The following is an 11,744-nucleotide window of genomic DNA, read 5'->3' as shown; positions in this document are numbered from 1 at the left end:
GCGAGCGGGCGGAAGCGTCTACCGGGAGGAGAGCGGGATGATTCGGGCGGCGATCGACCGCGCCGGCGGCGTGAGCATCACGCGGGGCGAATCGTCGTTCACGTCCCGTGGTGATCCGGAGTCGCGATGACGGCCGCGCCGGTGCGGCGCCGGCCCCGCGACCGCCGCCGGCAGATCCTCGCCGCCGCGGCCGCCCTGTTCTGGTCCGAGGGCTACCACCGGGTCGGGATGGCCGACGTCGCGACGGTCGTCGGCATCGCGCCGAGTGCGCTCTACCGGCACGTGCGCGGCAAGCAGGAGCTGCTGCTCGCCGTCCTCGACGAGCACATGGCCCGCATCGAGGCACTGGCCGCGGCGCCCGGCGGCGACCTCATCGGGGGGCTCGCGGCCCTGACCCTGGAGCGCCGCGAGTTCGGGCTGCTCTGGGAGCGCGAGGCGGGCCACCTGCCCGCCGCCGAGAGGCGCGCGATCCGCCACCGGCTGCGCGGGGTGGCCGACGTCGTCGCCACCGCGGGCACCGAGCCCGACCCGGCCACCGCCGAGCTGCGGGCGTGGGCCGCGCTCTCGGTGCTCGACAGCCCGTCCCACCACCGCTGGACGCTCGAGGGCGACCGCTTCGGCGAGCTCCTCGCGGGGGCCGCGCGGGCGGTGCTGACGACGCCGTTGCCGCCCGCCGCCGGGCCCCCGGGCACGGCGGGACACGCCGGCGGTCTCGTCCCGGCATCGCGGCGCGAGGCGCTGCTGGCGGCGGCGACGCGGCTGTTCGGCGAGCACGGCTACCCGGCCGTCGGGCTCGGCGACATCGGCGCGGCGGCGGGCATCGCCGGGCCGAGCGTCTACCGGCACTTCGCCACGAAGACCGACCTCCTGCTGGCCGTGCTGCACCGCGGGAACGAGGCGCTGTGGCTCGGCCTGCACCACGCCCTCGCGCGCGCCGGCGACGCCGACGACGCCCTCGCGCGCCTCGCCGCCGACTACACGGCCTTCGCCACCGGGAATCCCGAGATCGTCAGCGTGCTCGTCTCCCAGACGATCCACCTGCCCGGCCCCGAGCGTGACGGGCTGCGCCGCTCGCAGCGCGCCTACCTCGCGGAATGGGTGGCGCTGCTGACCACGGCGCGCCCGTCGCTGCCGGCGCCCGAGGCCCGGGTGCTGGTGCACGCCGCCCTGGCGCTGATCAACAGCCTCTCGCGGGTCCACCACCTCGCGCTCCGGCCCGGCGCCCGCGACCGCACCGCGGCGCTGGCCCGGTGTGCGCTCCGCGCAGGTGAGCAGAAATCAGTGCCCCAGCACTGATTTCTGCTCACATGGCGGAGCCACCTCGCGACGTCGTCGCCAGCCCCGCGCCCAGCCCGATCATCGCGACCCCGCCGGCGCCGCCGAGGACCGACAGCCGCCGCGGGGAGCGGGCGAACCAGGCCCGGGCGGTGCCGGCGCCGAGCGCCCAGATGCTGTCGAACGCCAGCCCGATCGACGTCATGATCACGCCGAGCAGCACGATCTGGGGTCCGGTCGCGGCGGCCGGGTCGAGGAACTGCGGCAGGAACGCGACGAGGAAGAGCGCGCTCTTGGGGTTGAGGAACCCGACGATGAGCCCGTCGAGCCCGGAGCGCCACCAGCCGGGCAGCGACGCCGTCGCCGCGGGGGAGGCGAGGGCCGCCGCCGTCGCGTGCCGGTGGCGGATCGCCGTCACGCCCAGCACGACGAGGTAGGCGGCGCCGGCGAACTTCACCACCGTGAACGCGGCGGCCGACTGCGCGAGCAGGGCACCGAGCCCGACGCCGACGGCGAGCACCTGCAGGCCGATGCCCAGCGCGTTGCCGGCCACCGAGCAGAGCGCGCGGCGGCGGCCGGCGGCGAGGGCCCGGCTGATCGCGAACACGACGCTGGGACCGGGGACGACGATGACGATCACGCACGCGACGGCGAAGGCGAGCAGGCGGTCCGGCACGGTCCGTGAGCCTCGTCCGACGGGGCCGCCAGGTCCAGGGAATTCAGGCGGGTCCAGGGATTTCAGGCGGGTCCAGGGGTTTCAGGCCGGGTCCAGCGTCGCGAGCCACCGAGGGGTGTCGCCGGCGACGAGGTCGACGCGCAGCCGCTCCCCGATCGCCTCGGAGAACTGCAGCCGCGCCACGCCCGGGCACCGCTCCGCCGGCCCGGCGATCCGGTCGGCGCGGGTCTCGTTGGTGCCGTCGTCCCCGCCGCGGGTGAGCACGAGAGCGTACGAGCAGCCCGGGCCCGGCACGTCGTAGCGGCCGACGACCTCCCCGACGCGGCCGTCCTCGAGCGTCACGACCCGGCGCTCCGAGTCCGCGCTGTTGACGACGCCCTCCCACTGCCCGACGAAGTCGCCGTCGACGTCGCTGCGGGTCAGGAGCACCGTGGTGATCAGGCCGGCCCACACGAGCACCAGCGTGACGACGGCGCCCACGACGAGCCGGGTGCGGTGTCGGCGGGGCGGAGGTTCCGTGGGGACGGGCGCGTACCGCGGGGGAGCCGGTGGCGGGACGGGCGGCGGCGCCGTGACCGGGGTGGGCACGAGCGCCCGCTCCGCGGCGGCCGCGAGGGCACCGGCGCTGGGCCACCGCCAAGCGGGGTCCTTCGCCATGCCCGCGGCGACGACGTCGTCGAGGGCGCGCGGCAGCCCGGGCACCCGCTCCGAGACCCGCGGCGCGGGCCGGGTCGTGTGCGCGGCCATGAGCTGCGGGAAGTCGCCCTCGAACGGCGGGCGGCCCGTCAGCAGCTCGACGAGCGTGCACGTCAGGGCGTAGACGTCGACGCGGTGGTCGCCGCCGGAGGCGAAGCGTTCGGGGGCCATGTAGGCGGCGGTGCCGGCCAGGACCGACGAGCTGCGGTGGCTCGAGAGCATGTTGGCCGCGATCCCGAAGTCGATGAGGTAGGCGAAGCCCGCCGGCCACGCGCCGGTCTCGTCGCGGGTGGCCAGCAGGACGTTCGCCGGCTTGACGTCGCGGTGCACGAGGCCCTCGTGGTGCGCCGCGTCGAGCGCGCGGGCCACCTGGGTGAGGAGCGCGACCGCGCGGGCCGGGTCGGGAGGCCCGTGGCGGGCGAGCAGCGTGGCGAGGTCCGTGCCCTCCACCAGGCGCATGTCGAGGTAGGGACGGCCGTCGATCTCGCCGTAGTCGTGGATCGGGATGACGTGCGGGTCGCGCAGCCGTGCCGCGAGCGCGGCCTCGCGCAGGAACCGGCGCTGGAAGCCGGGGTCGTCGGCGAGACCGGCCGGCAGCCTCTTGAGCGCGACCGTGCGACGGTCCTTGCGGGTGTCGACGGCCCGGTGCACCTCCCCCATGCCGCCGCGGCCGATCAGCGCGAGCACCTCGTACGGGCCGAAGCGCTCGCTGCCCACCCGTCTCCCCCTGATCACCCGAGGTCCTCGGGCAGCGTAGGCGGTGACCGCTGCCACCACCGCGGCCCGAGGGCGGCCGGATGTGTGTGGGGGGTCGTGACGTTGATACCGATGCCGGCCCGAGATCGCGCCGAGATCGACGCGTCGGGGCCGCACGTCCGGACATCGGGGTCCGGAAGAGGAGCCGATCGTGCGACGTCACGAGAGCAGTCCTGTCCTGATCACCGGCGCGCCCGTCTCCCCCGCGGAGGAGTTCGCCGCCCGCCGGCGCCGCTACTCATTGATCATGTCGATGCGCATCCCGTGCCTCGTCGTCGCCGGGGTGCTCGCCCTGGGCTTCGGGTGGACGATGGCGGCGGCGGTCCTCGTGATGGCGTCCGTGCCGTTGCCGTGGGTGGCCGTGCTCATCGCCAACGACGGACCGCCGCGCAGGAGTGAGAAGGTGGCCCGCTACCGCAGCGACCGTGTCCTCGAGTCACGGCCGACCCGCGCGCTCGAGTCGGGCATCGTGATCGACGCGCCGTCCGACCGGGCGGCGTGACCGCGCGATGAGCAGCGGGTCGGGTTCCTGGGCGCAGCTGGTCGCCCCGGCACACCGCGGGGCGGTCACGGTGCTCGCGGGCGGCACGCTCATGTTCGCGGTCGACACCTACGTCACCGCGAGCCTGCTGCCCTCGGCCGTCGCCGAGATCGGCGGCGCCGCCTTCTACGCCTGGCCGACCACGCTCTTCCTGCTGGCCGCGGTCGTGGCGTCGTCGTTGACGAGCCGGGTGCTCGCCAGGGTCGCGGCGGCGCGCGCCTACCTCGTCGCGCTCGGGGTCTTCGCCCTCGGCGCGCTCGTCGACGCCGTCGCCCCGTCGATGGCGGTCCTGCTGCTGGGGCGCGTCGTCCAGGGCGTCGGCGGGGGACTGCTCGCCGCGATGGGCTACGCGCTCATCCGCATCGCGCTCCCGCGCACGCTGTGGACGCGGGGGAGCGCGCTGATCGCCGCGATGTGGGGTGTCGCGCTGATCGTCGGACCGGGTCTGGGCGGTCTGCTCGCCGAGGTCGGCGCGTGGCGGTGGGCGTTCGGGGTGCTGGTGATCGGGAGCCTCGTGATTGCCGCGATCGTCCCGTCGGCGCTGCACCGCGCCCGTGCGCGCCTGTCGCCCGGGCCGTTCCCGGTCGGCTCGGTCCTGCTGGTCGGCGCCGCGGCGGCCGTGCTCAGCGTCGCCGGGCTGGCCGCCGACCCGCTCGTCGCCGGGCTCGGGCTGCTCGCGGCGCTCGTGCTCCTCGTGCTGTTCGTCGTCCACGAGCGGCGGACGTCGGCGGCGGTGCTCCCGCGCGCCACGTTCCGCCCCGGCTCGCCGCTGCGCTGGATCTACGGCCTGATGGCGGTGCTCGTCGGCGTCTCCGGGGTGGAGGCGTTCGTGCCGCTGGTCGGCCAGCAGGTCGCCGGCCTCGTCCCGGTGCTCGCCGGATTCCTCGGTGTCGCGCTCGGCGCCGGCTGGGTGCTCGGCGAGATGATCAGCGCGTCCGCCCGGCGGCCGCGGCCCCGCGTGGTCGGCGGGCCCGTGCTGCTCGCGGCGGGCACCGTCCTCGTCGCCGTCAGCCTGCTGACGCTCGACGGCCCCGTCGCCGTGGTGCTGTGGATCGCCGGCCTCCTCGCGGGCGGCCTCGGGATCGGCACCGCCTGGCCGCACCTGGCGGCGTCCGCGATCGGCGGCGCGGACCCGGAGCCCGACGCGGAGGGCGCGGCCGAGGTCGACGAGACCGAGGCGGACAAGGCCTCGGCGGCGGTGACGACCGTGCAGATGCTCGCCGTCTCGGTGGGCACCGCGCTCGGCGGCGCCGGGCTCGCCCTCGGGGGCGCCGACCCGCTCGCGTCCGCGCAATGGCTCTTCGCGACGTTCGCCGTCGTGGCCGTGGTCGGTGCGCTGACGGCGCGGCCCGCGGCCCGGGGCGTCCCGACCGACGTCTAACGCAGGATCTCGATGAGCAGGGCCCACGCGTTGACGAGCCCGCCCACGAGCGCGATCGCCACCGCCGCCGGGAGCCAGTAGAGCCCCCCGAGAGACGCGGTGAGCAGCCCGACCGCCGCCACCACGGGGGCGAGCGCCGCGACCGTGGAGGGCACGACGTTCGTCGCGATCCAGGACGACAGCGGCTGCTCGGCCGCGTGGGCGGCGGGGCGGACCAGGTAGCCGAGCGACGGCACCGTGACCGCGGAGATCACGAGCAGCTCGACGGCGAGCGCGACGTCACCCTGACCCGGGATCAGGAGCACGAGCGAGAGGAAGACGGGCAGCGCGAGCAGGATCAGCGCCAGCGCGGCCCGGCCCGCGATGCGCGGATCGGTCAGGATCGTCCGGATGTTGATCGAGACCGCGACGAACAACAGGCCGGCGAGGGCGGCGGCCGCGCCCGCCATCCCCGCGGCGAAGTCGGACCAGGGCTCGGCGTCGTAGGCGGCGTCCACGGCGCGGAGTCTGCCGCGTCTAGCCGCCGAGCCTCGCGCGCATCGTCGTCGCCACCGCCTGGAGGCCCGACAGCGGCCGGATCATCACCGTGAGCCGGTCGATCGCGCCCGACGCGTCGTGGTGCAGCAGGTCGATGCCCTCGATCTCGCGGTCGCCGACGTGGGCGCGGAAGACGAGGACGTGCTCGTCCTGCTCCTCGGTGCCGATCTCCGAGACGTAGCGGAAGTCCTCGAACACCGTGAACACCGCGTGCAGGATCGGGGCGACGGCGTCGCGGCCCCGGTACGGCGTGTGCACCACGGGACTCGAGAACTCGACGTCCTCGGCGAGGAGGGCGACGGCGGCGTCGATGTCGCCGCGCTCGACGGCGGCACGGAAGGTGGTCATGCGGGCTCCGGGATCGGGCTCGTCGGGTTGCGGACGACGACGATCGCGGTGTCGTCGGGGACCTGCCCGCCGGCGTGGTCCAGCGCGGCGCGGCTGACCGCCTCGGCCACCGTCTCGGCGTTCGACGCGGGCGGGAGCCCGGCGAGGACGCGGACGATGCCCTCCTCGCCGAACTGGTCGGTGCCGCCCGGCGGGCGCGACTCGGTGACCCCGTCGGTGTAGAAGACGAGGCTGTCGCCGTGTCGCAGGCACTCCTCCTCGCGCCCGACCGAGGCCTCCGCGCGCAGGCCCAGGGCGCGGCCGCCGCCGGCGAACGGGCGGACCTCGCCGTCGGCGCGCAGCAGGAACGCCGGCGGGTGCCCGCCGTTGACCACGACGGTGTGCAACCCCTCGTCGGCGGCGGTCATGGTGGCGTAGGTGGCCGTGACGAAGCTGTGCCGCCCGGCGAACCACACGTGCAGGACGTCGTTCAGCGCGGCCAGCACCGCCTCGGTGTCGTCCTCGGTGTGCCCGAGCGCGCGCACCGTCGAGCGCGCCAGCGCCGTGGTGCGCGCCGCCCACGGCCCCTTGCCGCAGACGTCGCCGACCACCACGCCCCAGCCGCCGGGCACGGGGAAGACGTCGTAGAAGTCGCCCAGCACCTCGGCGCCGCCGCCGCCGGGGCGGTAGCGCGCGGCCACCTCCATGCCGGGGATGCGGGGGTTGCTCGCCGGCAGGAGGCTCTGCTGCAGCGTCTCGGCGAGCTCCGTGGCCTCGGCGGCCGAACGCTCCGCGCGCTCGGCGTGGCGCTCGGCGTTCGCGGCGTGCCGTTCGGCGGCCGCGGAGGCGAGGCGTGCCTCCTGCAGCGCGCTGCGCAGGGCGATCTCGCCGCCGGCCGCCTGGGACAGCGTCCGCAGGATCTCCAGCTGCCGGTGGGTCCACTCCCGCGGCCGGACGTCCATGGCGCAGAACGTGCCCAGCACCTCGCCGTTCGCGGCGCGGATCGGGATGCCGGCCCACGCCCTGATGTTCATCGTCTCGACCGCGGCCATGCCCCTCGTGCGCCCGTCGGCGCCGGTGTCGGGGATGACCTGCTCGGCGCCGGAGGTGACGACGAACCGGCAGAACGACTCGCTCGCCGGGTACTGCCGGGGACCGATCTCGTCGTCGACGCCGGTGGCGCTCTTCCAGAACGAGACGTCGTCGTCGACGAGCGTCACGAACACCATCGGGGCGCCGACGAGGTCCGAGGCCAACCGGGTGAGGCGGTCGAACGCCTCCTCGGGGGGCGTGTCGACGAGACCCGTCGCCACGACGGCCGCGACGCGCCGCGGATCGTCGATCCGGTGTCCCGGATTGGGCTCCTCGTCCACCGGGAACAGCCTACGGTCCGGACGGGGGCGCGAGAGGACGAGGTGGGGCACTCGTGGGCGAGGTCGACGACATGTTGCACCTCGAGGTACCGGCGACGCCGGCGCAGGTCGGACGCCTCCGGCGGGCCCTGCGCGGGTGGCTGCGGGGCGCGCTGTCCGACCGCGACGCGGACGTGGTGGACAACCTGACCCTCGCCGTCAGCGAGGCGCTCGAGAACGCGGCCGAGCACGCGTACGCGGGCCGCGACGAGCCCGGCACCATGACCCTCTCGGCGCACCGCGACCCCGCCGCCCCCGGCGCCGTCGTCATCAGCGTCTCCGACGACGGTCAGTGGCGCCCCCCGTCGGACCCGAACGGCTACCGGGGGCGTGGCCTCGCGCTCATCGAGGAGCTCACCGACGCCTACTCGGTGCGGCCGGGACCGTCGGGGACGACGGTGACGCTGCGGCACCCCGCCTGAGTCACCTACACGACCTCGGGCAGCTTGAGATCGACCTGGAAACCGCGCGCGCCGTGCGTCACGACGCCGCGGCAGCGCACGGGACCGATGACGTCCACGAGGTGGCGGTAGCGGGCGCTCATCGCGGCGGTCAGCTCGCCCACCCGCCGCCCGTCGATGCGCACCTCGACCGCGTAGTCGCCCCGGTACTTCCCGCGCGTCACCGTCGACGACCACAGCTCGACCGTCACCGGTCGCGGTGCGGCGCCCGGGCGGTGGAGTCCGGCGAGGACGTCCTGGTGGTCCTCCTCGCGCGTCACGACCACCTCGCGGTCGGCGTCGAGGACGGGCGCCGCCGCGGCGGCGCGCGGTACGGGGATGGGGGTGGTGGGTGGCTCCGCGGGGCGCCCGGTCGCGGCCGGACGCCGGGGCGCCGGGGGCCGCGCGGGACGGATCGGCACGGGAGGTGCCGGCATCGGGGGAGCGATCGCCAGGACCGGTGCCCGGCGCCGGGACCGGTCGATCGCCCACCAGATGCCGAACGGCACGGCGAGGAGCGACGCGGTGATCACGAGCCACTTGATCACGAGGAGCACGGCCACACCGGCTGATCGTCCGGGAGGCGCGATTCGTGACGGTCCGCGTCGGATCGGTAACGACCGGACCCCCGTGCCCGACAAGGTCGACGATCATCGCCGGTTCGAGGGGACGTCGACGTGCGCCAGGCGTACAAGGTGTGGTCCGGGATCGCGGTCGGCGTGTTCTGCCTCGTCGCCGCGACCGACCTGTCGGGCGGCGCCGGCACGCCACCGGCCGGCACCGTCGCCAGCTCGTCGTCGCTCTCCGCGACGTCGACGCCGTCCACGCCGTCCTCGCCGTCCTTATCGCCGGGCGCCCCCGCCGCGGGGGCCACGGCCCCGGTCCTCGAGGTGATCGACGGCGACACCTTCCGCCTCGCCTCCGGCGACGAGGTCCGCGTGCTGGGCATCGACTCCTGCGAGGCGGCCACCGCCGGCGGGCGCCGCGCGACCGACGCCGCCCGCGCCCGCCTGCTGACCGCCCCGGTGACCCTGGCTGCCGAGCCCGGCGTCGACCGCGACCGCTACGGCCGCATGTTGCGCCACGTCACCGCCGGCGGCAGCGACTTCGCCGCGTCGATGGTCGCCGAGGACCACACTGCCATCTACACGGACGGGCGCAACGACGCCTCACCGGCGGTGCAGGCGACCCTGCGGCGCATCGACACGAACGGCCGGACCTGCGGCGCCACCAGCACCGCGCCGACGACGACGCGGCGCACGGCCACGCCCGACGCGGACGTCGACCGCCCGCGCACCGTGTCGCCCCGCACGGCGACCCGGCGGACCGAGGCGGACTCCTCCGGCTCCTCGTCCTCGTCCGACGGCGGGGCGCGACGCCCGCGGTCGGGGAACTCCGGGCACCCGTGCCTGCCGGGCGAGCGCGACGGCGACCGCGACGGGTACTGCGGGGAGGGCTGAGCCCTCGGGTCCGGGGACCCCGGAGATCACGGGCGCCGGGTGCACCGGGATCGGCACGTCCCACGACCGCGATCGGTCGGACACGACCTAGCGGGCGGAGCACTCCGAACGGCGGGCCGGACGGCGGTCGGTCGCCCGCGGCGCCCGGGACGCGCGGGCGGTCGACGCGCGCGGCGTGGGCGCCGACGAGGTCGGCGGCGGCTCGACGAGCTCCAGGGCGGAGTCCGGGATGAGGGCCAGCTCCCGATTCTTGATCATGTCTGTCCCTTCCTGTGTGCCGGACCGCGGGGCCCGGGGGTGGCTGACACCCAGTGAACGCGGTCACGCGGCGTGGCGCTCCCGCGAGCGGGACCTGATCGATCAGGCGGCACGGTGCGGGCGGCCGATGGTCGATCACCGCGGACGAGCGGCGCCCGGTGATCGACGTCCGGCTCAGAGCACCGGGCGCAGGTGGGTGTCGGCCCAGCCGGCGAGGGTGCTCGGCGTCGTGGTGACCTCCGTGCGCGGCTGCTCGGGCACGAAGCCGTCGCGCAGACCGACCGCCATCCCGACGATCGCCTCGACCGCGGCGTCGCCGAGCCCGACCGCCGTCAGGCCGGCGCGCACGTCGTCGTCGGTCACCCGCTCGGCACGCACCGGCCGTCCGAGCACCCGGGTGAGCTGGCCCGCGACCTCGGCGAACGAGAGGTCCCGCGGCCCGTGCACGGCCTGCACCCCGCCGACGGTCCACGGTGCGAGCAGTCGCGCGGCGGCGACCTCGGCGATGTCGCGGGGATCGACCCACGGCATCGGGGCGTCGAGCGGCCACGCCGTGCGCAGCACGCCCTCGCGCAGGCCGTCGAGGTCGAGCCCGAGGTTGGTGAAGAAGTAGGCGCACCGCAGGTGCAGCACCGGGGCGCCCGTGGCGTCGAGCGCCTCCTCGACCCGCGCGAGCCCGTCGATCTCGCCGGCGCCGTGGCGCTGCTCGGCGCCGACACTGGACTGGAACACGGTGCGGGCGATGCCGTTCTCGGTGACCGCCCGCGCGACGTGCGCACCGAGCCGCGCGTGCGCCTCGACGGGGTCGCCCTCGTGGCTCGTCGGGCTGACCCAGAACAGCGCCTCGACGCCGCGAGTGGCCGTGACGACCGCGTCGGCATCGCCCTGGTCGCAGCGCACGGCCTCGACGTGGGGCCGCCACGCCGGGTCGAGCACGTCGGGGTCGCGCATCAGCACACGCGGCCGGACCCCGGCCCGGACGAGCGCGCGCAGGACGTGGGAGCCGACATGACCCCGTGGGGTGGTGATCGCGACGGTCATGCCGCGAGCGTGCCCGAGGGGTCCGACAGGGGGTACGCGGTTGACGAGCGACGGCGTGGGTAGTTAGCTCGTGGACGATTACATCGTGCACGATGAGAAGGAGAGCCATGCCGACCGTCACCATCGGGAACGAGAACGGCAGCCCGATCGACCTGTACTACGAGGACCACGGTGCCGGGCGCCCCGTCGTGCTCATCCACGGATGGCCGCTGTCCGGCCGCTCGTGGGAGAAGCAGGTGCCGGCGCTCGTCGACGCCGGCCACCGCGTCGTCACCTACGACCGCCGCGGCTTCGGCTCGTCGTCGCAGCCGTGGTCGGGCTACGACTACGACACCTTCGCGGCCGACCTCGACGCCCTGCTGCGTCACCTCGACCTGCGCGACGCCACGATCGTCGGCTTCTCGATGGGTGGCGGCGAGGTCGCCCGCTACCTCGGCCGCTACGGCAGCGAGCGCATCGCGAAGGCCGTCTTCGCCGGCGCGGTGCCGCCGTACCTCTACAAGACCGACGACAACCCCGACGGCGGGCTCGACGACGCCACGATCCAGGGCTTCCTCGACGGCGTGACCGGCGACCGCGTCGCGTTCCTCGACGGGTTCGTCACGAACTTCTTCACCGCCGGCGACCGCTCCGACCTCATCAGCGAGCCCGCGCGGCTCTACCACCGCGAGATCGCCGAGTTCGCGTCGCCGAAGGGCACCCTGGAGTGCATCCGGGCCTTCAGCTACACCGACTTCCGCGACGACCTCGCGAAGATCGACGTGCCGACGCTCGTCATCCACGGCGACTCCGACGCCATCGTGCCGTTCGAGGTCTCGGGCCGGCGCACCGCCGAGGCCGTGAAGGACAGCCGGACCGTCGTGGTCGAGGGCGGTCCGCACGGCTTCAACGCGACCCACCCGCAGGAGTTCAACGCGGCGCTGCTCGAGTTCCTCGGCTGAGCC

The 11,744-nt window shown here is 75.4% G+C and carries 14 protein-coding genes; 6 read left to right on the top strand and 8 right to left on the bottom strand.

Going from position 1 to position 11,744, the window contains the following annotated elements:
• Positions 1-126: 126 nt before the first annotated feature.
• Positions 127-1,296: a TetR/AcrR family transcriptional regulator gene (locus tag WCD41_RS08085; protein ID WP_337712897.1), complete on the top strand. Its 1,170-nt coding sequence runs from the start codon at positions 127-129 to the stop codon at positions 1,294-1,296.
• Positions 1,297-1,303: 7 nt separating this feature from the next.
• Here WCD41_RS08085 and WCD41_RS08080 read toward each other — a convergent pair whose 3' ends face one another.
• Positions 1,304-1,951, bottom strand: coding sequence for a LysE family translocator (locus WCD41_RS08080; RefSeq protein ID WP_337712896.1), 648 nt, complete (start codon positions 1,949-1,951; stop codon positions 1,304-1,306).
• Between the two features lie 81 nt (positions 1,952-2,032).
• A complete protein-coding gene (locus WCD41_RS08075; protein ID WP_337712895.1) occupies positions 2,033-3,382 on the bottom strand; it encodes a serine/threonine-protein kinase in 1,350 nt (449 codons plus the stop codon).
• Positions 3,383-3,554: 172 nt separating this feature from the next.
• Between WCD41_RS08075 and WCD41_RS08070 the strand changes: the two genes are divergently transcribed.
• Together WCD41_RS08070 and WCD41_RS08065 are read left to right on the top strand one after the other, a co-directional pair.
• Positions 3,555-3,905, top strand: a complete 351-nt coding sequence (locus WCD41_RS08070) for a DUF3099 domain-containing protein (RefSeq protein ID WP_337712894.1) — start codon at positions 3,555-3,557, stop codon at positions 3,903-3,905.
• 7 nt (positions 3,906-3,912) lie between these two features.
• On the top strand, positions 3,913-5,325 hold the full coding sequence (locus WCD41_RS08065) for an MFS transporter (protein ID WP_337712893.1): 1,413 nt from the start codon (positions 3,913-3,915) through the stop codon (positions 5,323-5,325).
• Here the strand turns inward: WCD41_RS08065 and WCD41_RS08060 are convergent.
• The 3 genes from WCD41_RS08060 to WCD41_RS08050 are packed head-to-tail and all read right to left on the bottom strand — an operon-like array spanning position 5,322 to position 7,562.
• A complete protein-coding gene (locus WCD41_RS08060; protein ID WP_337712892.1) occupies positions 5,322-5,822 on the bottom strand; it encodes a hypothetical protein in 501 nt (166 codons plus the stop codon). The two genes, WCD41_RS08065 and WCD41_RS08060, sit on opposite strands and share 4 nt — an antisense overlap.
• A 19-nt stretch (positions 5,823-5,841) precedes the next feature.
• Complete coding sequence (locus WCD41_RS08055) at positions 5,842-6,210, bottom strand: nuclear transport factor 2 family protein (RefSeq protein ID WP_337712891.1); 369 nt, start codon at positions 6,208-6,210, stop codon at positions 5,842-5,844.
• Positions 6,207-7,562, bottom strand: a complete 1,356-nt coding sequence (locus tag WCD41_RS08050) for a PP2C family protein-serine/threonine phosphatase (protein WP_337712890.1) — start codon at positions 7,560-7,562, stop codon at positions 6,207-6,209. Before WCD41_RS08050 ends, WCD41_RS08055 begins: the two co-directional genes overlap by 4 nt.
• A 53-nt stretch (positions 7,563-7,615) precedes the next feature.
• On the opposite strand from WCD41_RS08050, the gene WCD41_RS08045 reads away from it, so the two are divergent.
• Positions 7,616-8,023: an ATP-binding protein gene (locus WCD41_RS08045; protein WP_337712889.1), complete on the top strand. Its 408-nt coding sequence runs from the start codon at positions 7,616-7,618 to the stop codon at positions 8,021-8,023.
• Positions 8,024-8,028: 5 nt separating this feature from the next.
• Here the strand turns inward: WCD41_RS08045 and WCD41_RS08040 are convergent, their stop codons facing one another.
• Positions 8,029-8,604 (bottom strand): hypothetical protein, encoded by a 576-nt coding sequence (locus WCD41_RS08040; RefSeq protein WP_337712888.1) that lies wholly within the window; start codon positions 8,602-8,604, stop codon positions 8,029-8,031.
• A gap of 114 nt (positions 8,605-8,718) precedes the next feature.
• On the opposite strand from WCD41_RS08040, the gene WCD41_RS08035 reads away from it, so the two are divergent.
• Entirely contained in the window at positions 8,719-9,501 is a 783-nt protein-coding gene (locus WCD41_RS08035) for a thermonuclease family protein (protein WP_337712887.1), read from the top strand.
• Positions 9,502-9,588: 87 nt separating this feature from the next.
• Here WCD41_RS08035 and WCD41_RS08030 read toward each other — a convergent pair whose 3' ends face one another.
• Positions 9,589-9,759, bottom strand: coding sequence for a hypothetical protein (locus WCD41_RS08030; protein WP_337712886.1), 171 nt, complete (start codon positions 9,757-9,759; stop codon positions 9,589-9,591).
• A gap of 174 nt (positions 9,760-9,933) precedes the next feature.
• A complete protein-coding gene (locus WCD41_RS08025) occupies positions 9,934-10,800 on the bottom strand; it encodes an NmrA family NAD(P)-binding protein (RefSeq protein ID WP_337712885.1) in 867 nt (288 codons plus the stop codon).
• Between the two features lie 107 nt (positions 10,801-10,907).
• Between WCD41_RS08025 and WCD41_RS08020 the strand changes: the two genes are divergently transcribed.
• Positions 10,908-11,741: an alpha/beta fold hydrolase gene (locus WCD41_RS08020; RefSeq protein WP_337712884.1), complete on the top strand. Its 834-nt coding sequence runs from the start codon at positions 10,908-10,910 to the stop codon at positions 11,739-11,741.
• Positions 11,742-11,744: the final 3 nt, after the last annotated feature.

The organism is Actinomycetospora aeridis, assembly GCF_037400275.1.
In the GTDB taxonomy this organism is placed as follows: domain Bacteria; phylum Actinomycetota; class Actinomycetes; order Mycobacteriales; family Pseudonocardiaceae; genus Actinomycetospora; species Actinomycetospora aeridis.
This window is presented reverse-complemented; position numbering and strand designations above follow the sequence as displayed.